This window comes from Chitinophaga filiformis (assembly GCF_900102545.1).
Taxonomy (GTDB): Bacteria; Bacteroidota; Bacteroidia; order Chitinophagales; family Chitinophagaceae; genus Chitinophaga; species Chitinophaga filiformis.
The window spans coordinates 48,551-70,024 of the sequence record NZ_FNBN01000013.1; the positions used below are offsets into that span (position 1 = coordinate 48,551).

Annotated in this window: 19 protein-coding genes; 7 read left to right on the plus strand and 12 right to left on the minus strand. The window is 45.8% G+C overall.

The features are described 5' to 3' along the window. Positions 1 to 25 precede the first annotated feature (25 nt). Together BLR32_RS31765 and rsgA are read left to right on the plus strand one after the other, a co-directional pair. Positions 26 to 2,269 carry a nitric-oxide reductase large subunit gene (locus BLR32_RS31765; RefSeq protein ID WP_089838340.1) on the plus strand — a complete coding sequence of 748 codons (2,244 nt, stop codon included), beginning with the start codon at positions 26 to 28 and terminating at the stop codon, positions 2,267 to 2,269. 306 nt (positions 2,270 to 2,575) lie between these two features. Further along, positions 2,576 to 3,640, plus strand: coding sequence for a ribosome small subunit-dependent GTPase A (gene rsgA / locus BLR32_RS31770; protein WP_089838343.1), 1,065 nt, complete (start codon positions 2,576 to 2,578; stop codon positions 3,638 to 3,640). Between the two features lie 198 nt (positions 3,641 to 3,838). Here rsgA and BLR32_RS31775 read toward each other — a convergent pair whose 3' ends face one another. Next, positions 3,839 to 4,330, minus strand: coding sequence for a GNAT family N-acetyltransferase (locus tag BLR32_RS31775; RefSeq protein ID WP_089838345.1), 492 nt, complete (start codon positions 4,328 to 4,330; stop codon positions 3,839 to 3,841). A 116-nt stretch (positions 4,331 to 4,446) separates the two neighbouring features. Between BLR32_RS31775 and BLR32_RS31780 the strand changes: the two genes are divergently transcribed. Both BLR32_RS31780 and BLR32_RS31785 read left to right on the plus strand, forming a co-directional pair. Then, positions 4,447 to 4,752, plus strand: coding sequence for a hypothetical protein (locus BLR32_RS31780; protein WP_143011665.1), 306 nt, complete (start codon positions 4,447 to 4,449; stop codon positions 4,750 to 4,752). Between the two features lie 52 nt (positions 4,753 to 4,804). Then, on the plus strand, positions 4,805 to 5,254 hold the full coding sequence (locus BLR32_RS31785) for a DinB family protein (protein ID WP_089838350.1): 450 nt from the start codon (positions 4,805 to 4,807) through the stop codon (positions 5,252 to 5,254). A gap of 4 nt (positions 5,255 to 5,258) precedes the next feature. Here the strand turns inward: BLR32_RS31785 and BLR32_RS31790 are convergent, their stop codons facing one another. The 5 genes from BLR32_RS31790 to BLR32_RS31810 form a co-directional block, all read right to left on the minus strand. Beyond that, complete coding sequence (locus BLR32_RS31790) at positions 5,259 to 5,624, minus strand: glyoxalase superfamily protein (protein ID WP_089838352.1); 366 nt, start codon at positions 5,622 to 5,624, stop codon at positions 5,259 to 5,261. A gap of 16 nt (positions 5,625 to 5,640) precedes the next feature. Beyond that, the gene (locus BLR32_RS31795; protein WP_089838354.1) at positions 5,641 to 6,402 is read right to left on the minus strand and encodes a helix-turn-helix transcriptional regulator; all 762 of its coding nucleotides are present in this window, start codon (positions 6,400 to 6,402) and stop codon (positions 5,641 to 5,643) included. Between the two features lie 42 nt (positions 6,403 to 6,444). Continuing rightward, entirely contained in the window at positions 6,445 to 6,750 is a 306-nt protein-coding gene (locus BLR32_RS31800) for a DUF3817 domain-containing protein (RefSeq protein ID WP_089838356.1), read from the minus strand. 2 nt (positions 6,751 to 6,752) lie between these two features. Continuing rightward, complete coding sequence (locus BLR32_RS31805; RefSeq protein ID WP_089838358.1) at positions 6,753 to 7,217, minus strand: hypothetical protein; 465 nt, start codon at positions 7,215 to 7,217, stop codon at positions 6,753 to 6,755. A gap of 66 nt (positions 7,218 to 7,283) precedes the next feature. Further along, on the minus strand, positions 7,284 to 8,189 hold the full coding sequence (locus BLR32_RS31810; RefSeq protein ID WP_176842501.1) for a helix-turn-helix domain-containing protein: 906 nt from the start codon (positions 8,187 to 8,189) through the stop codon (positions 7,284 to 7,286). A gap of 82 nt (positions 8,190 to 8,271) precedes the next feature. Between BLR32_RS31810 and BLR32_RS31815 the strand changes: the two genes are divergently transcribed. Together BLR32_RS31815 and BLR32_RS31820 are read left to right on the plus strand one after the other, a co-directional pair. After that, a complete protein-coding gene (locus tag BLR32_RS31815; RefSeq protein ID WP_089838363.1) occupies positions 8,272 to 8,718 on the plus strand; it encodes an AAA family ATPase in 447 nt (148 codons plus the stop codon). After that, complete coding sequence (locus BLR32_RS31820; RefSeq protein WP_089838366.1) at positions 8,708 to 9,475, plus strand: tRNA(His) guanylyltransferase Thg1 family protein; 768 nt, start codon at positions 8,708 to 8,710, stop codon at positions 9,473 to 9,475. The genes BLR32_RS31815 and BLR32_RS31820 overlap by 11 nt, the downstream gene beginning before the upstream one ends. A 43-nt stretch (positions 9,476 to 9,518) precedes the next feature. Here the strand turns inward: BLR32_RS31820 and BLR32_RS31825 are convergent, their stop codons facing one another. Beyond that, positions 9,519 to 11,120, minus strand: coding sequence for a Na+/H+ antiporter (locus BLR32_RS31825; protein ID WP_089838368.1), 1,602 nt, complete (start codon positions 11,118 to 11,120; stop codon positions 9,519 to 9,521). Between the two features lie 120 nt (positions 11,121 to 11,240). Here BLR32_RS31825 and BLR32_RS31830 point away from each other — a divergent pair, with 120 nt between their 5' ends. Next, positions 11,241 to 13,289, plus strand: coding sequence for a M3 family metallopeptidase (locus BLR32_RS31830; protein WP_089838370.1), 2,049 nt, complete (start codon positions 11,241 to 11,243; stop codon positions 13,287 to 13,289). 36 nt (positions 13,290 to 13,325) lie between these two features. On the opposite strand, the gene BLR32_RS31835 is transcribed toward BLR32_RS31830, so the two are convergent. From BLR32_RS31835 to BLR32_RS31855, 5 genes are all read right to left on the minus strand, one after another. Then, the gene (locus BLR32_RS31835; protein WP_089838374.1) at positions 13,326 to 14,900 is read right to left on the minus strand and encodes a T9SS type B sorting domain-containing protein; all 1,575 of its coding nucleotides are present in this window, start codon (positions 14,898 to 14,900) and stop codon (positions 13,326 to 13,328) included. Between the two features lie 126 nt (positions 14,901 to 15,026). After that, on the minus strand, positions 15,027 to 15,623 hold the full coding sequence (locus BLR32_RS31840; protein ID WP_089838376.1) for a GNAT family N-acetyltransferase: 597 nt from the start codon (positions 15,621 to 15,623) through the stop codon (positions 15,027 to 15,029). 324 nt (positions 15,624 to 15,947) lie between these two features. After that, positions 15,948 to 18,464 carry a YfhO family protein gene (locus BLR32_RS31845; RefSeq protein WP_089838378.1) on the minus strand — a complete coding sequence of 839 codons (2,517 nt, stop codon included), beginning with the start codon at positions 18,462 to 18,464 and terminating at the stop codon, positions 15,948 to 15,950. A gap of 237 nt (positions 18,465 to 18,701) precedes the next feature. Continuing rightward, positions 18,702 to 19,286 (minus strand): Crp/Fnr family transcriptional regulator, encoded by a 585-nt coding sequence (locus BLR32_RS31850; RefSeq protein WP_089838379.1) that lies wholly within the window; start codon positions 19,284 to 19,286, stop codon positions 18,702 to 18,704. Positions 19,287 to 19,742: 456 nt separating this feature from the next. Next, on the minus strand, positions 19,743 to 21,470 hold the full coding sequence (locus BLR32_RS31855; protein WP_218124286.1) for a cytochrome-c peroxidase: 1,728 nt from the start codon (positions 21,468 to 21,470) through the stop codon (positions 19,743 to 19,745). Between the last annotated feature and the right edge of the window lie 4 nt (positions 21,471 to 21,474).

Below are 21,474 nucleotides of genomic sequence, written 5' to 3' on the forward strand. Positions count from 1 at the left end.
TCCATACCAACTACAAAATATAACCATGACTACAAAAAAACTATGGCTTTCGCTGGCCCTGGTAATGGCCAGCTCATTTGCCGTGCTCATTTTCTTCGGTAATGATATATATAGGAAAGCCCCACCTATTCCAGCAAAGGTGGTGAGTGAAACCGGTGAGGTGCTGTTCACCGGGCAGGATATCAAAGACGGCCAGAATGTGTGGCAATCTATCGGCGGACAAACAGTAGGCAGTATCTGGGGGCATGGGGCTTATATTGCTCCTGACTGGACAGCCGACTACCTGCATCGTGAATCACTCGCTATGCTGACTGCGCTCGCTGAAAAAGACGGGAAAGTATATAGCAGCTTACCCAGCGAAGAACAGCTTGTGTATAAAGACCGGATGAAACGGGACCTCAGAAGTAATACGTTCAATGCCGCAGAAAATACAATTACCTATTCTGCCAGCAGGGCAAAAGTCTTTCATGAACTGGCTGCTTATTACACCAAACTGTTCATGAGCGATCCTTCATTCAGCGTACTGCGTAATCAGTATGCGATACAGGAAGGCGCTATCAAAGATCCGGAGCGTATGCGACTGATGACGACTTTCTTCGCATGGAGCACCTGGGTATGTATCAGCGAAAGGCCAGATGGTACACACGTTACATACACCAATAACTGGCCCAATGATGAACTGGTAGGCAATGTGCCATCCGCTTCCCTGCATCTCTGGTCAGGTTTCAGTGTATTACTGTTACTGGGTTGTATCGCATTGCTCGTACTGTATCATGTGCGTAATAAAGAAGATGAACATGTTGATCTGCCAACCGCAGATCCGTTGCGGAATATGCAGCCAACACCTTCCATGAAGGCCGTACTGAAATATATCTGGATAGTGAGTATACTCATCCTGGTACAGATGCTGGCAGGTATCATCACTGCACACTATGGCGTAGAAGGACAAGGTTTTTATGGCATTCCGCTGGACAAATTCCTGCCTCAGTCTATCTCCCGCAGCTGGCACGTACAACTGGCCATCTTCTGGATTGCTACTTCCTGGCTGGCTACCGGTCTTTATATGGGACCTGCTATCTCCGGTCATGAGCCACGTTATCAGAAGCTCGGTGTGAATGTTCTCTTCGTAGCGCTCATTATTGTTGTAGGCGGTTCTTTAACAGGCCAATGGCTGGGTGTGATGCAGAAACTCGGGCTGGTAGACAACTTCCTCTGGGGGCATCAGGGTTATGAATACATTGAGCTGGGAAGGATCTGGCAGATCTTACTGCTCATAGGACTGGTACTCTGGCTGGTATTAATGCTACGCGCATTGCTGCCGGCATTAAAAAAGAAAGATGAAAGCCGTCACCTGCTGACGTTGTTTGTGATCGCATCTGTGGCTATCGCTGTATTCTATGCAGCGGGTCTGATGTATAGCAGACAGACACATCTCGCCATTGCTGAATACTGGCGCTGGTGGGTAGTGCATCTGTGGGTAGAAGGTTTCTTCGAAGTATTTGCTACAGTGGTATCCGCATTCCTGTTCTGCAGACTGGGGCTATTGCGTATGCAGTCAGCTACTATCAGTGTGCTTTTCTCCACCATCGTGTTCCTCGCAGGAGGTATATTGGGTACCTTCCATCACGTTTACTTCAGCGCTACACCGGTTGCCGTACTGGCATTGGGCGCTACTTTCAGTGCACTGGAAATAGTACCGCTGGTTTTGATAGGATATGAGGCTTATCACAACTATACACTCAGCAAATCCACTCCATGGATCAAAGCTTATAAATGGCCGATCTACTGCTTTATCGCCATCTGCTTCTGGAACTTCCTGGGTGCTGGTATCTTCGGTTTTGCTATCAATCCGCCGATCGCACTGTACTACATACAAGGGCTGAATACCACGGCAGTGCATGGACATGCTGCACTATTCGGTGTATATGGCATACTCGGTATTGGTCTGATGCTGTTTGTGCTGAGAGGATTATATCCTGATCATCACTGGAATGAAAAACTGATCGGCACCGCCTTCTGGATGATCAATATAGGATTGCTGGTAATGGTAACAGTCAGCATGCTGCCAATAGGTATTATGCAGGGCATCGCCTCTATTCAGCATGGGTACTGGTATGCACGTTCTGCTGAATTCATGCAGACACCAACTATGCAAACCTTACGCTGGCTGCGTGTGCCGGGTGACATACTACTGGCAACCGGGGAATTACTGCTTGTCGCATTTATTATAGGATTAAAAACAGGATGGTCATTGAAAGATAAGAGATAGCATGAACGATGATAGGAATAGTTAGAAATGGAAAGGAACCGTCTCAATAATAATTGGGGCGGTTTTTTCTTTTGTATATTCCGATATATAAAATACTTATCTTTGCCACGTATGACATTCAACAATACTACATACCGCCCATCTTCCGCCGGAATGATTGCAGCGTAACGCAGCTGGTAGTTTAATCCGATTATTACCTTCCTGCGTTTCCCCCACTCTGCTATTTCATATTTTTTTATGAACCAATGCCCTGTTGCCCGGACACTGCATATTGTCCGCATGCACAGCGCTGCAATCTATTCAACAATGTCATTATTATCACAATATGGCTGGAACAGCCATTTCGAACAACACTATACACCCTTTTTTAACCAGGGCCTGGAAGCTGGCCGCGTAACTGCTATTAACGGCTTCAATCATACAATCATTACTAATAACGGACCATCCACTGCTTTGCTGGCCGGCGCCCTTACTAACAGTAAAGAAACCTGGGAACTGCCTAAGGTAGGCGACTGGGTAGTGTTCAAACCTTACGATGATCAAAGCATCATCATCGACACATTACCACGGCAAAATGCCTTAAGCCGGAAACTGCCCGGTAAGAGCAGTCAGCAACAGGTGATTGCCGCTAATATCGATGCAGCGCTGATCATACAGGGGCTTGATCGCGACTTCAACCTGCAGCGACTGCAACGTTACCTGCAGCAGATTTACCAATGCGATATACAGCCTGTTATCGTCCTTAATAAGCAGGACCTTGTAGATGATCCGGAGGCATACCGCCAGCAGGTGCTGGCCCTTGGATATAATTGCCCGGTACTGCTCACCAGTGCATTACATCATCAGCAATTGGAAAGCTGGACTACCCGGTATCTTCAACCGGGAAAGACCTTTGCTTTACTGGGTTCTTCCGGCGTAGGAAAAAGTACGCTGTTCAACGCATTGTCTGGCGAATGCATACAAAAGGAAGGAAGCGTCAGCACATTCAATAATAAAGGTAAACATACCACCACGGCCCGTCACCTGGTCATGCTGCCTAATGGCAGTATGCTCATTGATTCACCCGGTATGCGGGAATTCGGCCTTACCATAGATGCAGATGAAGGTATAAACTTCCACCATCCACAGATAGAAGAATTATCTGCAAAATGCCGTTTTCGCGATTGTACACATCAGCAGGAGCCCGGCTGTGCTGTCATTACTGCTGTTGAGGAAGGCACACTACCCATGACAGTATATCGCAATTATCTGAAACTGATCAGGGAGCAATATCACTATCAGGCGAGCAGCGTAGAAAAAAGAAGAATGGAACAACAGTTTGGTAAAATATCCAAACAGGTAAATGCGCTTCGCAAAAAAAGGAAGTATTAAAAATAAGGTTGCTTACCAGGGATTTTCGTATGATCTCTGGTGAGCAACTTTTTCGATGATTCAGGAATATTTTCGCATCACAGGAACTATAGAAAACATTTTCGTGAAGTGGAATTACGGGAATTTAATTTGCTCCTGGATTACTGAATATGAGATGATGTAACACTTAAAGACTTGATCGTCTTTACATAGTTTTTCTTATTCGTTCACTTTGGTGTTTTCAACAGCAGTCTTTTCCGACAGGTTCTCCTCACCAATCGTATAATCAAACACCTTCTGTTGTTTAAACTCTTTAAAACCATTCTTGATATAGAAGCCATGCGCTCCTTCTCTGATCACATTACTGCGTACACGTAGTGTACTGATGTTTCTCTCCGCCGACCACTTCTTTGCCTTGTCGACCAGTAATCCACCGATACCTCTGCCTTGTGCATTGCGGGCTACAACCAATCCACCGATCTCGCAGAAAGGTCCTGATTCCAGGCGTATGGTATAGAGCACATGGATCCACCCAAGAACAGTTTCTCCGTTCACTGCAACATAGGCAACATCACAAATACTTTTATCGATTGCCTGAATGTATGAGATGGTGTCTTTCACTGTTGAGGGGTATCCTAATTCGCCTGACAAGGCGGCTACCTGGGCCGCATCTTTCACCGAGACATGCCGGACATAAATCGCACCGTTCATTTACTGCTTAATTTATCTTAATAAAATTCTCAATATAATTGGATGGAATAAAAGTAAACATTTTCATGCTTTGGCATGGCATATTTATTGGGTTATTTCTTCCAAAAAAGAGTGCTATGGAAACGACACATAAGATTAAAATTATTCCTGTTGACTACAACTCAAATGAAATGCCGGATGCGGTCAGGAAGTATAAACCAGTTCTTCTAAATGATGGGCACGACTACTGCTGCATCCTGGGTGAAAGTCCCGAGTACGGTATTCATGGCTGTGGTGACACCCCTGACGACGCAATCATGCACTGGAACCAGCAATACCTGCAAAAATCTGTAGAAGGAGCACTGTTCTCTACCAAGAAACCTGTACTGGATGATAGCGAAGAAGTAGTGAGGGCATATTTCTACCGTAGCGTGTCCATTTAATGCTACACCCCGTAGAAAAAGACGTATCTTGCATATCGGAAACTTTGCATATATGTCGACACTTACAGCTCTGAAAGAGATCTTCAACCGGGATCTGAATAAGTTAAAGAAAGAGATATCCTTATATCAGCATGAGCCTGCTCTATGGATAATCGAGGCCAACATTGCGAACACGGCTGGTAATCTTTGTTTACATCTTGTCGGAAATTTAAACACTTTCATTGGTGCACAGTTAGGTAATTCCGGCTATGTCCGCCACAGGGACCTGGAATTTTCCCTTAAGGATGTTCCCCGCGAGGAATTGCTGCAAAAGATAGAAGACACGATCAATGTGGTTGACAAGACCCTGGTTAGTCTCTCAGAGGATAAGTTATCGGAGGAATACCCTATTGTTGTTTTTGATGGTAAAACAACAACCGCTTATATGTTGCTTCATCTTGCCACTCACCTGGGTTATCACCTCGGGCAGATCAATTACCACAGAAGACTATTGGATAAGTAAGTTTTTACTGCTTCTTTCCGGAAAAAATGATCCTGTTATAAAACGGGTCGTTTACGGTGACGGTCAGTATGGAGGGGTCATAAAACGCCTCTTCCAGGCCGGGGCGGTTATACTTGTATTGTTTATCGATCAGTTTTTTCTGATAGGCTTCGATATCTTTAAAATCGTCTACACATACACAGGCGCCCGGACTGGCATCTCCATGATGCTCCGAAATATTCAGTACGATATCTCCCATGGAGAGCTGCATGTAAAAGGGGGAGTTATCAGGCCTGTGTTCCCAGTCTACCTGGAAGCCCAGCCATTCAACATAGAACTCTATTACTTTAGCATAGTCAAATGCGCGCAGCACTGGTTTTACGATAGCCATAGAACATAATTCAGGTTTACCAATATATTGCTGATTTGTAGAATTCCCTTGGTGTTCTGCCGGTGAATGATTTGAAGTCTTTGATGAAATGCGCCTGATCAAAATATCCGGCTTCATACGCCAGTTCTGTCAGCGTACTGCTGTCCGCCCGGCCGATCAGGTTTCTTAACCGGACGATAGATGCAAACTGTTTGGGAGTAGCGCCTGTTATCTTCCTGAACCGTTTCTCAAAAGCATCCTGACTGATATGCAGTTCCTGCAGCAGCTCTTTTATCCGAAGGTTCCCTCCTGCCTGCCTGATATTACGCACCGCCTCCTGTACCAGCAGGTCGGGTTTTGTCTGTTTCCAGGTAGTCAGCAGGAATCGTTGTATAATGTCTATGCAGGCCAGGTTATCAGGAGCAGCGGCCAGTTGTTCTATTATATCATCCAGTTGTTGCCTGCGGATGAAATTATCCAGTGAAGCAGAAGCTCCGAATAATTCATGCAGTGGCTCCTTAAAGAAAGCGGCAGCACCATCTTCCCGAAAAACGATCAGCAGGTTGGCGGTGTTGCCGGCATAACTCAGCGAGCGGTAAGACTTTCTGAGTCCTCCCAATGCCGCTGCCGGCAATATCACCTGGTCATTCTCCACAACTGTTCCCCTCAGCCTGAAGGCCATTACTACAGCGGTATCCGGCAGTATCTTGTTCTGCACGGCGTATTCGCTTTCAATGATCATGAAAGATTTGATAAAGGGCTGTAAGATGGCTACGGGTATGTATGTTTCGATATGCATCCGGGCAACACAGTATACAACAAATATACTCTTTATTCCCGCTTATTCCATCCGCCGCAAGATCCTGTAGTCAATATAAAAAGTACCGAATGGGATCATACAGGCCAGCAATACTTTCCAGGTGATTTCACTGAATTTCCATTTGTACTCAATCCCAACGCTTAATGCATTGATGATGAAGATCACAAAGAAAAAACCATGTATAGGTCCCATCAGCTTTACCAGGGAGGGATCATCCGAAGCATATTTCATGGGCACAGCGATTCCTATTAATACCAATAAAGAAATTCCTTCTAAAAAACCGATCAGCCTTAAACGGCCCACTTTTGTACTGAGTAAACGCATCATTTTTAAAATGTTCTGATGTATGGCCTGTTCGCCAGTGGCGAAAAGGGCCATGGTATGGCAATGAAGATAATTAGCAGGCCCAGGATGAAGAGCAGGGTCATTATCCTGAACTTATCCTGGTTAATGACTGATCTTTTGGCGGAAGAAGAGCCGATAGTTATAACGATCACAGCGATCGTCATCAGGATCACGTGCAGCAATCCAAAAAATAAGTAATCAAATTGTTTGATGGCTTCATGATAGTTTCCTCTGAACCAGGCAACCAGCGGGCTGTTGAAATACAACACATATCCCAATGCAAGCTGTACATGAGCAATAGTGGTGGTGATGTGCCTGACCCTGTTGTCAGCCAGCGTAAAAGAACGTTTGCTTATCCATCCGCGGAGGCCCCGGTATATGGCATACAGCAGACTAAATACGACCATCCATCTGAAAAAAGAATGTAATAGTAACAATGAAAAATACATCTCTACATTTTGTTCCGCAAAGTTCTATCGAAACGAGCGAAACTGTTAGGACATAAAAAGTACTATTTAGGACATTTTAATCATTCTTCTGAATTCTGTAGGCGTCATTCCTTCATAGCGTTTGAACAGCCGAGTGAAATAGGACTGATCGTCGAAACCTACCTGTATGGCCACTTCACTGATAGGGAAATCGGACTGGCTTAGTAATACTTTTGCTTCCTGTACGATCGCTTCATCAATCCATTTCGTAGGAGCCTTGCGGGTAATCGTTTTCACCAGTTTATTCAAATGACTGGGAGAGATATTCAGCATGGCGGCATAGTCGCTTACCAAATGGCGATTCCGGATATTCTGGAATACCAGCTCCCGGAATTTATTGGTGATACCTACTGCATTCGTCTGCTGATTGGTCAGGACAGGCTCATATGCCCTGTTCACTTCACAGAATAAGGCGATCAGATAGGGCTGTAAAATATTCATGTGCTGTAAGCCGTGTTCCACATACTCCTGCAGTATCCGCTCAAAAAGATGCAGTACGAAACCGGCTGTTTCTTTATCCAGCGCAATATGGGGTTTACCCCATACTTTCAGGAATTCAAACTCTTTCAGCAACTCGCTGTTGCCATATCTGCCCAGCAGCATATCGTCGTGGAAATTGCAGAAAATACCTTTGTTCCTGTCATGGATGTCAAAAGAGAAGACCTGTCCGGCAGGTACGAACAACATTTCCCCTTTCCGGATGCAATACTCCTCGCTACCGATCTTCATAATAGCCGATCCTTCTGTCAGGAACAGACAGGAATGGGTCAGCGACCGGGAAGCGGGTACGGCTTGTTTTACATGCCGGTACATATCTTCTACCCTGCATATCAGGAACTTATTCAGGTCGCCCTTCAGGAGGCTCTCCAATTCCTGGGAGGGCATAAACCGGGAGGTGAATGCGCGGGCATCGTATACCTTGATCTCGTTCATATGAGGGAGGACGAATGAGATGGGAAAATATTGTATAAATATGTCGTTATTGCCCTTATTTTGCATCCCGAACACCCATACCATGGAAGCGATCATTTTTTGTGGACTACAGGCTACCGGAAAAACCGGCTTTTACAAGGAACACTTTTTACAGACCCATGTCAGGATCTCCCTGGACCTGTTGAAAAGCAGATACCGGGAAGACCTCTTCCTTGGCGCATGCATCAAAGGCACGCAGCCGTTTGTCGTGGATAATACAAACCCCGGAGCAACAGACAGGGAGAAATATATCAAACTCGCCAGAGAATACAAGTTTAAGGTCATAGGATATTACTTTAAATCGAGCCTAAGCGATTCGCTGGAAAGGAACAGTCAGCGGACAGGGAAAGCACTGATCCCGAAGGTAGGTGTTTTAAATACTTATAAGCGCCTGGAGGTACCACAGCTCAGTGAGGGTTTTGATGAATTACATTATGTGGAATTAGGCCCAGACGGCTTTACAATAAAAGCATGGAATCATGAAATTTGATGAATTAGACAGCAAAATGCGGGTGTATGAAACCGCGCATGACAGAAACGTTCTCCCCGGCATGTATATGGTAGCCCGTATTGACGGCAGAGGTTTTACTAAGTTAACCAAAGAGGTACATCCTTTCGAAGCCCCGTTCGACCCGGTATTCAGAGACTATATGATAGAAACTGTGAAGCACCTGATGAACAGTGGCTTCAACGTGGTATATGGTTATACTGAAAGTGATGAGATATCACTGCTTTTTCATCTTGAAGAAAATGCATTTGCCCGTAAACACCGGAAATATACTTCCATCTTAGCGGGAGAAGCCAGCGCCAAATTCTCACTGCAACTGGGTAGTCTTGCGGCATTTGATTGCAGGATCTGTGAACTGCCGAACAAACAGCTGGTAGTCGACTATTTCAGATGGCGTAATGAAGATGCACACCGGAACTCCCTCAATGCACACTGTTACTGGCAGCTGAGGAAGGATAATCATACCCGGCTGACAGCTACGCAGAAGATAGAAAAGATGAGCACCGCAGATAAAAATGAGCTGCTCTTCAGCTATAATATTAACTTCAATGAATTGCCTTCCTGGCAGAAAAGAGGGATTGGTTTTTATTGGGCAGAGATGGATAAAACTGGATTTAATCCAAAAACAGCAGAACCTGTTGTGGTAAAGAGAAGACAACTCTTTGTGAATGATGAATTACCCATGAAAGACGAATACAACAAATTTGTTTTGCAGCTGATAGAACAAAGCGAGCTATAATAAAAGATAAGGGCTGTCATATCGCGACAGCCCTTATCTTTTATTAAAACTGTAACCTTATTTTCTCTTCTGCAAGGTCCAGCTGTGAAAAATGTTTGCGGATAATCTCTTCATTAAATTCTGCTTTCCTATTGATCTGTTTCAGCATCTTCCGTTGTTCCTTTAACAATGCAAAATAAACAACGCGGTAGCGTTTAATGGCATGCCGCCGGTTTACGTCTACCCCGTGCGACTCAGCATAACTTTGTAAAAAGGTATGTTCATTCTCCAGGCTCGATCTTAACTGCTGCAATAACACATTCTCTTCCACATCATCTTTGAACTGGTTATCGAGCGTGTCCAGGGCAATATATGCCAGTTTCTTTCTGACAAGGATCTCCTGCTCAAGTTCTGACATCACGTAGTCCGGATCTTCCAGCTTCAGTTTGCGGATCAGCCAGGGCAGTGTGAGCCCCTGCAGTACCAGCGTTACCAGTATTACAACGAAAGTAATAAAGAGGATCATATTACGTTGTGGGAACGGATGGCCGCCGGCCATCAATGGAATGGATAATGCCGCCGCCAGGGATACCACACCCCGCATACCTGCCCAACCAAATACAAGTGGCATACGCCAGCCCGGATGACTATCCGCCGTCTTAATGAACCTGCTGATAAATACGGTAAATACAGAAGCGCCCAATGTACTCAGAATGCGGGTAACGATCACTACCACCGAAATGATCAGTCCATACCAGATGGCCTGTGTCAGTGAGCTTTCTCCCAGCTGGTGTACCACTACGGGCAGTTCAAGACCTATCAGCATAAATACAATACCATTCAGCACAAATCCTACCGTGGCCCATACGTTGATTCCTTGTATCCGGCTCAGATGACTCAGAATGGAATTACGCCTGTTGGTCATAAAAAGGCCTCCGCTTACAACGGCCAGTACACCGGAGAAATGAAAAGACTCCGCTGTTATATACATCACATAGGGCGCTACCAATGTCAGTACGGTATCCATACTGGGAGTAGTGGGCAGCCAGCGGTGAAGGGCATAAAATACCAGTCCCACGGCAATCCCTGTGGCAATACCCATTACTATCACCACCACAAAACTGATGGCTGCTTCATGGAATGAGAAAGAGCCGGTGATAACTGCTGCCAGTGCAAAACGGTATACGATCAAGCTGGATGCATCATTCATCAGGCTCTCTCCTTCTACGATGGATGAAAGCCTTTTAGGCGCATCCACGCCCTTCAATACCGTACTGGCAGAAACTGCGTCGGGCGGAGAGATAATACCTCCCAGCAAAAAGCCCAGTGCCAGTGTAAAACCGGGGATAAGATAATCGGATACTACCGCAATCACACAGGACGTGAGCAGGACAATACCAAAGGCAAAAGAGCCGATCACCCTGCGCCATTTCCAGAACTCCTTCCAGGATGTATACCAGGCGGCTTCATACAGTAAGGGAGGTAGAAAAATCAGGAAAATCAGCTGCGGATCGATAGCGATAACCGGCAGGCCGGGAATGAAACTGATTCCCAAACCACCTAATACCAGGACAATGGGATAAGAGATCTTCAGACGTTGCGCCAGCATCACCAGTAACAGGATTACCAGTATGAGGCCAATGTACAATACAAAGGTAGCATGCATAGATACTAAAATAATACAATCCGTCTTATTTGCACATAACCGGATGGATTAATACAATAAATTCATGCACAATTACCAGAATGGTTATTTTTGCCAGCGTACATTTTAATCAACGAAGATATGGAGCAGACAAGCACCCTTAATCCACTACTTCAGGCCTATAATACACCTTTTGATGTTCCACCCTTTGGCAAGATTGCAACTGAACATTACCTGCCGGCCTTTGAGGCGGGCATGAAGGAACAGCATAAAAATATTGAGCTGATCGCAAGCCTGACAACACCGCCTTCTTTTGCAGATACAATAGAAGCACTTGAAAAAAGCGGTAAACGGCTTCGCAATGTCAGCAGTGTATTCTTTAATCTCACTTCCGCCAATACCTCTCCTGAACTGGAAGAGATCTCCCGGCAGATAGCACCGGTGCTGGCAAAACATGCTGACGATATTTACCTGAATGCGGCGCTGTTCGCCAGGATAAAAGCGCTATATGACCGGCAGGACGCACTTGCCCTGACAGGAGAACAAAGTAAGTTACTGGAGAAATTCTATAAAGATTTCGTACGCAATGGGGCTAACCTGGAGGCTGCCAAACAGGAAAGGCTCCGGGAGATCAATAAAGATCTTTCCCTGCTGACCGTTCGTTTCGGACAGAATCTGCTGGCTGAGACCAATCATTACGAACTGCTTGTTACCGATCAGAAAGACCTCGCAGGACTTCCCGCTTCTCTTATCGAGGCAGCTGCCTTGTCGGCTAAAGAAGCTGGTAAAGACGGCTGGCGTTTTACCCTGCATAATGCCAGTGTAATGCCATTCCTGCAATATGCAGATCAGCGGTATCTGCGGAAGGAGATCTATCATGCGTATATCAACCGTTGCAATCATGATGATGAACGGGACAACAAAGACATCGTAACGCAGCTGGCAGCCTTAAGAGCAGAAAAAGCGACGCTGTTAGGATATGCCTCACACGCCGATCTGATACTGGAAGAAAACATGGCTAAAACACCTGCAAAAGCGAATGAGCTGCTACAACAACTCTGGACAGCAGCACTGCCAGTAGCCAAACAGGAAGCGAAAGAAATGCAGGCGCTCATGGACAGGGAAGGTAAAGGCGAACAACTGGAAGCCTGGGACTGGTTTTACTATGCGGATAAAGTAAGAAAAGAAAAGTATAACTACGACGCGGAAGCCTTACGCCCTTATTTCAAACTGGACAATGTACGCGATGGGCTTTTCTTTGTAGCGAAGAAGCTGTACGGGCTGACCTTCCATTTGCTGAAAGATGTTCCCGTATACCACGAAGAAGTATCTGCCTATGAAGTGAAAGATGAGAAGAACCAGTTAATAGGTTTACTATACCTCGACTTCCATCCCCGCAGCTCTAAACGCGGCGGCGCATGGATGACTTCTTACCGTAAGCAGTCCATTGCAGAAAACGGACGTGTAGCGCCCATCATCTCTATTGTCTGCAACTTCTCCAGACCTACCAATACCCAACCGTCCCTGCTTACTCCGGATGAAGCGGAGACTTTCTTCCATGAGGCAGGACATGCATTACATGGATTGTTATCCAACGTGACATATGAAATGTTGTCCGGTACCGCTGTTCCCCGCGACTTCGTGGAACTGCCCTCACAGGTAATGGAGCACTGGGCTTTTGAAACGGAAGTGCTGGAGCAGTATGCAAAACATTATGAAACAGGAGAACTTATTCCTGCCTCTTTAGTAGACAAGATGAAAGCAGCGATCAAATTCAATCAGGGCTTTTCAACAGTGGAATACCTGGCTGCTTCCCTGCTGGATATGAGTTATCATACGCTTGCTCCGGGCAGGACCATCATGCCGCTGATATTTGAGAAAGAAGAAATGGATAAGATCGGACTGATCCCACAGATTGCCCCCAGGTACCGTAGTACTTACTTCCAGCATATTTTTTCCGGCGGATATTCAGCAGGATATTACAGCTATATCTGGTCAGAAGTACTGGATAGTGATGCGTTCGCTGCTTTCAAGGAAGCGGGTAGCATCTTTGATGCGGCAACCGCGGCATCCTTCAGAAAGAATATCCTGGAGAAAGGAGGTACGGAAGAACCTATGGAATTGTATGTCTCCTTCCGTAAAAGAGAACCTGATGTAAAATACCTGCTGCAACACAGGGGATTGGAATAATATTGACAATAGCCGGTAGCCTTATCAGGCTGCCGGTTATTTTATCAGGATAACACTACCCTGCTGTTGTATGGCCTGATGCGTATTATCCAGGTACGTGATCGTCCATAAGTAAGTGCCGGGAGGCAATGGCTGTCCTTTCTGATCTCCCCTCCATCCATCATTCACATCGGTATTGACGTAGATCAATTGTCCCCAGCGATTATAAACAGACATCCTGAAATCACTGATCCTGTCAAATACCCTTACCCGGAATACATCATTCAAACCATCGCCGTCAGGACTGAAGGCATTCGGCACATATACTGCACATTTATTGGAGGCTACCGGCACTTCAAGGTCGCCGGCAATATCGCAATCCTGTGCATCAGTAATGTGATAGATATAATTACCGCCCCGCAGATTCCTGATGATACTATCCGCTTGTGAAACAATGCCGGGAATACTGTAAGTATAAGGAGTTACACCGCCTGTTGCCGCCAGTGTCAGTTCAGCATCATTGGTAACGGCACAGCTCATACCCCGTAACGAACTGCCCAGAAAAACAAACGGCGGCGGATCTGTTATTGAGATGTCATATAAAGTATCCAGGCATCCTTTAGCATCTTTGATGATAATATCATATTTGCCCGCATACAGATTATCAAATTCCGGTGATAATTTGCCTTGTGTATCCCCGTTCAGATAATATTCATAAGGTCCGGTACCGCCGGTGGTATTCAGCTGGATCTTGTTCTGGTTTTGCCCCGTACAACCCGCCAGGACGACTTCTGCATGACCGTCAAATGCTGTTTCAGACACAGTGATCGTATCCCGCACTGTTACCCCGTTACGGGCATGTACAGTTACAATATAATCACCCGAAGGGAGTCTGTCCCGGGTATTGGAAATACTGCCGTTGTCCTCCCATGTGCAGGTAAACGGCGGATATGTTCCTGTTACCGAAATACTGACAGAACCGGTGCTCACGCCTTTACAACTGGGTATTATATCATATGATATCTGTGGCACCTCCCGCAGCGTGTCTGATAGATTGTCGATGGCAAGCGCTATGCCATAGGCATTATCGCAGGCAACGCGTACGTCACCACCAAATACGATGTAACTGTATTCGCCATGCGGGGTAAATTCAGCAGTGAACCGTTGCCACTCTGTATTATAAAAAGGTCCCGACTGCCAAAGTAATTCCAGTGTATCCGTCAGTGTTGTTGCTCCATAAATAGCCAGTGCGCCATAACAGGTGGCTGAATCATATCCCCGGGCAAAACAGAGGTCAAAAGACACCCGGTAAGTTTTGTCGGGCAGCAGATCCGTATTCAGTTTCTGTGCGATTGCTTCCAGCCAGTGTGGTCCGCCTCTGAAGGCAGAATAGGTGCTCCCGTTCGAAGCCGGTTTATACACCCCTGTTACTCCTGGTTGAATATCAGGTGTAGAGGAAACAACCAACCATTGACCGGGTGCTCTATATTGAGAAGGTACCCCTTCCAGTGAGGGGTTGCGGATGCCTATGTCCTGCGCCTTCAGGATTGCCGGCATCACAAAGATAATGGAGTACAGAAAAAGTAACCTGTACACGGTTACCAGCCGGTAATACCCAGCCTTTAAATTCATAGGATCTTGTGTTTCAAATTGCTATTACAGTCAGATATAAAAGTTGGGCGGCCTTTTACATTCTCACATGATTTCCGCTTGCAAAGCTACACTTAATTGATAATTTTTCATAATAACTTATCATGCTCATAAGCGCTTAAACAGGTTCTCTTTCACAGTAGCGAACCATTCCTCTTTTAATATACTTAGAATGATGGTGCTTCTTCGGGTGCCATCGGGATTGGCGGCACAGCTCCGCATGGTTCCTTCCACCGTACAACCAATGCTCTTCATGGCAGCTATACTTCTTTCATTATTGTGAGCAGCCCTGAATTCCACACGCTCCATATCCATCCGTTCAAAGGCAAATTGCAACAGCAGGTACTTACAGTGTTTGTTCAGTCCTGTACCCTGGAAGTCTTTACCGTACCAGGTATATCCTAATTGCAACATGCTATGTGCCAGCTGGATATCATAAAAACGCGTGCTGCCGGCGTACTTCTGCGATTGTTTATCAAAGACGATAAAAGGATATTCCTTTCCGGCATTACGGCCTTCTACGGCTGCCCGGATGTATTCCCGCATAATACCGGGGCTGGACGGTGGTATTACTGCATAACGCCAGATATTAGGTTCCTCCCGGGTAAAGGGTATGAGGTGTTCATCATCAGCTAGTGTGAGGGGCCGGAGTAATACTCTCTCGTCTTCTAACCTGATATCATCTGAAAAATTGAATAGTGTCATGGTGCATGGGTTTCAAATGTGTAAGGCAAATATACTCAATCGGCAGCTCACTCATTTGAATTCCAACACACCATGCGACTGTTAATTATCTTACTTATTATCTATTAAAATAGCCAGTACAGCTGCACTTAATAAACGCTTTTGCATATGCCAGGAGTATATACTATCAGATTACCAGGATTTTACGGCCAATCTGATAAGTTTCCGTTTTACAATGAAGCAAAAATATAATTAAAATGTAAGTACTTTAAAAACGTACCGGAGTGTATAAACGAAGAAGGCGTCTGCTAAGCAGACGCCCCCTGATAATTGAAATGCTTTAGTTTATGCTTTGGTTACCCTGTTCTCTTTCCACAATACAAAGATGCTGCCTGCGATCGTTAACCACAGCAGGATATTGGAAATGTATACCAGCTTCTGACTGGTATAATAAGAAGAAGGTTCAAATTTGAATTCGATAGTATGCTGACCGGCTGGTACTGCAATACCACGCAGGATGTAGTTTACATTCGCGTAAGCTGTTTCCTTGCCATCCATATAAGCCTTCCAGCCATCCGGATAATATACCTCACTCAATACAGCAAACTGGTTGCTGTTTGCGCTTGTAGCATATTTGATCGCATCGTTATCATAGCTAACCAGTTTGATGCTGGCGGCAGAATCAAAAACAGGCTGGCTGGTGCTTGCTTTGAATGCATTGTCCATGATCGCTGTCTCTTTTGGATTCAGTTTATCCAGGGCCTTAATGGCTTCAATCGGACCATTTACATACTGGATATCCCTGACAAACCAGGCCGCTCCCAGTGCGTCAGGATTACGCTGTACCACCGGCATTGGCTGTTGCTGGTCCTGTGAACGGGTGATCACATAACGTGTATCCAGCATATTCAGCACGCCCATATTCAGACCTCCGCCTGGTTTTGCAAACTGGCTTTCGATGATATCCTGGTATGTACGCAATTTAGCAGCATGGTAACCACCTACTGAGCGATGATAGTAAGATGTGATAGCGTCATTGAAAGGATCGCCTGTGGACAGGTTTAATACCCTGTAATGCGGGTCAGTATCCTGGAGGATCTGCTGATCGGCAGGCGTAGGTGCAAAGTTACTGGCCTGGTAGCTGGATTCATCCTGGTAGTTTTCGCTGTTGAGATATTTCTTAGCTACTACCAGCAGGTCTATCGTATTTACCAGTATGAATGCAGTGAGGATGACCACCGGCTTTGCAATATTCTTCATATAGCAATACAAGCCCAGGATAACCAGCATCCAGATCCACAGGATGTGACCGATACCGCCGGCAAACATCGCCTTTCTGTCCTCGATCATCCCCTGCAGGATGCTATGAGCTACGGTGGAGTTTGCCTGTTGTGTAAAGCCATCCAGGATCTGGGAGTCGTAGCTGCCTTTATAATCGTTAAAGACATATACCAGTCCTGCAAATACGATCACACCACCGCTGACATACAGTATCTTTTTGAAGTTCTTTTGCAGGAATTCCTTTGCATCAGGTGCAAAGAATACCCTGTCCAGTGTCAGTACAGCCAGTAGCGGCAGTAATAACTGAGGGATGAGCAACGCCATAGATGGAGCCCTGAACTTGTTGTACAGTGGCAGGTGATTAAACAGCAACCTGTTAAACCCGGTGAAATATCCCCCCCAGGCAATAAAGATCATTAAAACGGTAGCTGCCAGTATCCACCAGCGGGTCACCATATCTGCCTTGCCGCTGCCATTTCCAACGAGTACCACCAGGCCGATGATAGCGAGGAAGCAAACTAAGGCGCCACTATAGGGAGGGCCTGCGGTAAACGGCGCAATACCACCCCAGTATTTGGGTAAGGTAGCCGCCACCTGGCTGGCCTGTGCTTCGGGAACATTCTGTTGTACAAGCGCTGAAACCACTTTCGAATCAGGGCTGAGGTGTTCACCGGAACCGCCACCAAAAGCGTTTGGCATCATCAACACGAAAGTTTCACTCATACCCAGGCTATAGGAGAATGCATAGCTTTCATCCAGTCCCTGTGTTTTGGCCTGTGTCAGTTTACCGTCTTCAGAGAGATCCACTGTCTTGCCACCACGGATGGTATATTTTGAATACTCGTAGGTAGTCAGTAAGCTCTGGGAGGTATTGGCCACGCCAATCAATCCGCCGACAAGCGCAAGTCCTAACGCGATGAGCATATGTTTGAACTCTTTCTGCCTCACCCACATGATAATATAACCAATGGTCATAATACCCAGCGTCATCAACAGGTAATAGGTCACCTGCGGATGGCCCGATCCTATTTCCATCGTAGCAAACAATGCTGTCAGTGCCAGCCCGGGTATGTATTTCTTTCTGAAGATCAGTACCAGTCCGGCCATTAATCCCGGCATATAGGCAATAGCCGCCATTTTAGTCTCATGCCCCACAGAAATAATGATGGGGTCATAAGTGGCGTAGGCAAAACCCAGACTACCCAGTATGGCTGCCCATACATTCACGCCATAGGCCATTCCCAGGATGTAGAAGCATAAGCAGGCCAGAAAGAAGTAGTTAGCCGGCTTAGGCAGATAAAACTGGAGGATACGGCCAAAATCAGGCAGCAGAGATTTTGAATCCATCGCCACCTGGTAATTGGGCATGCCGCTGAACAGGTGGGTATTCCACAAGGGGAAATGACCATGCGTCGCCTTATAATTAAAAGCATCCTGCGCCATCCCTTTCCAGTGTACAATGTCGGACTGTTGTAAGACCTTGCCTTCCAGCGCCGGGCTGCAATACACCATTGCAACTATCAAAAAGACTGCAATTGCAATCACATGCGGGATGATCTTCTTCCAGGAAAAACTGTTCATAGATCTCGTTGTTATTTTCAATACTGTTACTGATGAATACTAACAGCCTCTAAATCAGAGAACTGGCATCCAATTATTTTCTTGGTTATTATTTAAAATAATAATGGGAGGCAATTTATGCTTAAATGTTAATCTTTCAAAGTGTTATAAAATAAGATATAATTAAAATGTAGGGGAAAGAGGGCTGATGGCAGGCGGGAAATGGAGTATACGCATATCGGAAGATGGAGAAAGTCATCATCTCTCAATACTCTGTCGGCGGATGCGGCTTAATGTTTCGGGGGAAATACCCAGGTAGGAAGCAATCATTTGTTGCGGAAAACGCTGTATGAGCTCAGGGTCTGTATTCGCCAGCTCTTCATAACGTTCTCTGGCTGTATAAGCAATGCTGCTGTGCAGACGGCGCTGCGTCGCTATATGGTAACGCTGGTCAATGATCCGTACCATTGTTACAACGGCAGGTATCGTATCTAATAAACGCTGGAAATCTTCATTGGTGATCAGTAAAAGATCTGTGTCCTCCCATGCATCAATGTTATAACGGCTGGGAGTCAGCATAAAGAAACTTTCACGATCTCCGATCCAGGATTCTTCCAATCCCAGGTTGATGACATATTCCGTTCCTCTACTATCAACACTGTATTGTCGCATGGCCCCTTTGAGTATAAAGCCAAAGAATTTGCAAACGTCTCCCTCCTGCAAAAGATATTGCTTTCGCCTTAGCCTTTTAAACGTAAATGCTTTCATGACTATCTCGAACTCGGCATCGGTTAAAGTAGTTGAAGCATAGGTATTAATATAAGACCGCAAAACCTCACTCATCCTTTAAAGGTAGGAATTTTCCTAAAAGCTGCTAAGCCGTTATTGCGCTTCGATAACAACATGTATGATCACCTAACACTGTTCGGCATTTGAAACTATCTGCTGGCAAGCATTTCAATGAGGCTCCGTATTATCACTGAAAAAAGTATTGCGTATTTCTACGCAGTAATTTTTACTCCAACAAGTAGGATACGGAAAGTGATGATATACTCAAGATGCCTGTTCTATACCGTTTTAGCACCGATTAACAAAGTTGTAATGATAAATGTCATACCGCTTAATACTATCGTAATGATCTGCGTTATCAGGCATGCATGTAATACCAGATATACTGTAATATCTGTGCCAGTAAGCATTTTAATAGTACCAATGAATGTTGCTGAGATGTATGATCACGCCGATATATGCGTTACAAAGTCACTTCCCTCTCCCGTTTCCAAACACCGATCGGCAGTGTCAATGCGCAGCAGGATCTTTATCCGTCAACGCTTCTATAAAAGCGATCAGCGCTTTCTTCTCTTTTGGTGTGAGCTGTAGCGGTACTGCGGATAATGTCTGGTTTGATACAGACAAGCCCATGCCATTCCCTCCGCCCTTGTTATAAAAATCAATCACCTGCTCCATATTCCGGAAAGCACCGTTATGCATGTAAGGCGCCGTCACCGCAGCATTACGTACGGTAGGCGTTTTGAAAGCGCCTTTATAAAAATCTATGGGAAAGAATGACAGGCGACCGCTGTCTCTATCCTGCAACGGATGAGCAAGATCATCATTAGCAGGTGTACCCAATACTTCAAATTCAGTCCTGTTATAGAGCGGAGGTATCAAGCCATTGAATAAGGGCGCGAAATGACAGGTAGCACATTGTCCTTTTCCCATGAAAAGGTTTCCTCCCTCCCGCTGCTCATCTGTCAATGCCTGCTTATTGCCCGCCATATATTGATCAAAAGGTGAATTGAAAGGCGTCAAGGTACACAGATAGGCAGCCAGCGCCGCCTGCACCTGTGGCAGGGAAATTCCACCATAGGCAGGCATGTTGTGTAACCTGTGCAGAACTGTGTCATCATTGGCATTCATTTCCTGTGGACTATGCATCACCGCTTTAACCTGCTCTTCCAGGCTTTGAACCCTGCCATCCCAGAACTGGGAATACTGGTAGCTGGCATATAGCAGTCCGGGCGTATGCCGGGGCAGGTCCTCATTTCCAGTAAGACTTTTGTTCCGTACAAGGCCATCTGTAAAATAACGTGCTGGCTGGTGACAAGTGGCACAACTGCGGGTGGCATTTCCTGACAAAGCGGTTTCGAAGAATAAGCGTCTGCCAAGTGCAGTATCTCCTGCTATACCATTATGTGGGAAAACATCTTTTTTCAGTGCCGAAGGACTGAAGAGATCATGACTACTGTTCAGCAATAAACGTTGTAAAGGAAGGGCCGTATTTACGAGAAAAGAGAGCCTGTCAAATGAATCAAAATCCCGCTGTGTAGCCAGCATACGGATACCCTGTTGTAAATAATAGGTAACGCTGTCTTTTTTATCCAGATCCTGGTAAGGCGTTAAGATGGTATCAATAGCTTTCATGGCAGCAGCTGCCTCCGCTATGCCGCTTTTTAAGAGAGGCGCGTCATATCCTGTGATGTACAGCGCCATGATACGTATCAGCTCCTGCTGTATGCTTTCCATTGCCTGGGGTTCGGTAGCCGAAAATTGATACAACAACGCATTCAGGTCCTCCGCTGTCTGCACCAGTACCGTAACCTCTGCTGCCAGTTCCTGCCGGTGCTGATAGACCTGCGGATCGTATAACAATGCTTCTATCTGCTGCAGGCCTACCGGCTCTTCATATTCGATATAGGGCTCCTCTATTTCGTATTTGGCAGGTGCGTTAAAAACATAAGCTTCGCTCGCGAAGAAATATTCCAGGAAGAAGGCAATGGATTTATAGCTGATCCGGCATTCCCGCAGGGCCTGTTTCGCGGCTATTAATGAGGTGCTGTCGCCGGGTTGTAACTGTTCAATACGCTGCCGGAGTATTAACGTCTTCTCTGCAAAAACGGGTTGCTGCCGTTTAAAATAGGCTACTACCCCATCTGATAAAGAAGCAGGACGTTCCCCTTGTGACGTCAGTATCACTGCTATCAACAGCAATGCACAAATACCGGGGAACGTCACTCTCCAACGCATATAT

Bases quoted from the DNA above. Each gene is read 5' to 3' on its own strand.
- BLR32_RS31765 (WP_089838340.1), top strand. From the start codon at position 26: ATGACTACAAAAAAACTATGGCTTTCGCTGGCCCTGGTAATGGCCAGC.
- rsgA (WP_089838343.1), top strand. From the start codon at position 2,576: ATGTCATTATTATCACAATATGGCTGGAACAGCCATTTCGAACAACAC.
- BLR32_RS31775 (WP_089838345.1), bottom strand. From the start codon at position 4,330: ATGAACGGTGCGATTTATGTCCGGCATGTCTCGGTGAAAGATGCGGCC.
- BLR32_RS31780 (WP_143011665.1), top strand. From the start codon at position 4,447: ATGGAAACGACACATAAGATTAAAATTATTCCTGTTGACTACAACTCA.
- BLR32_RS31785 (WP_089838350.1), top strand. From the start codon at position 4,805: ATGTCGACACTTACAGCTCTGAAAGAGATCTTCAACCGGGATCTGAAT.
- BLR32_RS31790 (WP_089838352.1), bottom strand. From the start codon at position 5,624: ATGGCTATCGTAAAACCAGTGCTGCGCGCATTTGACTATGCTAAAGTA.
- BLR32_RS31795 (WP_089838354.1), bottom strand. From the start codon at position 6,402: ATGCATATCGAAACATACATACCCGTAGCCATCTTACAGCCCTTTATC.
- BLR32_RS31800 (WP_089838356.1), bottom strand. From the start codon at position 6,750: ATGATGCGTTTACTCAGTACAAAAGTGGGCCGTTTAAGGCTGATCGGT.
- BLR32_RS31805 (WP_089838358.1), bottom strand. From the start codon at position 7,217: ATGTATTTTTCATTGTTACTATTACATTCTTTTTTCAGATGGATGGTC.
- BLR32_RS31810 (WP_176842501.1), bottom strand. From the start codon at position 8,189: ATGAACGAGATCAAGGTATACGATGCCCGCGCATTCACCTCCCGGTTT.
- BLR32_RS31815 (WP_089838363.1), top strand. From the start codon at position 8,272: ATGGAAGCGATCATTTTTTGTGGACTACAGGCTACCGGAAAAACCGGC.
- BLR32_RS31820 (WP_089838366.1), top strand. From the start codon at position 8,708: ATGAAATTTGATGAATTAGACAGCAAAATGCGGGTGTATGAAACCGCG.
- BLR32_RS31825 (WP_089838368.1), bottom strand. From the start codon at position 11,120: ATGCATGCTACCTTTGTATTGTACATTGGCCTCATACTGGTAATCCTG.
- BLR32_RS31830 (WP_089838370.1), top strand. From the start codon at position 11,241: ATGGAGCAGACAAGCACCCTTAATCCACTACTTCAGGCCTATAATACA.
- BLR32_RS31835 (WP_089838374.1), bottom strand. From the start codon at position 14,900: ATGAATTTAAAGGCTGGGTATTACCGGCTGGTAACCGTGTACAGGTTA.
- BLR32_RS31840 (WP_089838376.1), bottom strand. From the start codon at position 15,623: ATGACACTATTCAATTTTTCAGATGATATCAGGTTAGAAGACGAGAGA.
- BLR32_RS31845 (WP_089838378.1), bottom strand. From the start codon at position 18,464: ATGAACAGTTTTTCCTGGAAGAAGATCATCCCGCATGTGATTGCAATT.
- BLR32_RS31850 (WP_089838379.1), bottom strand. From the start codon at position 19,286: ATGAGTGAGGTTTTGCGGTCTTATATTAATACCTATGCTTCAACTACT.
- BLR32_RS31855 (WP_218124286.1), bottom strand. From the start codon at position 21,470: ATGCGTTGGAGAGTGACGTTCCCCGGTATTTGTGCATTGCTGTTGATA.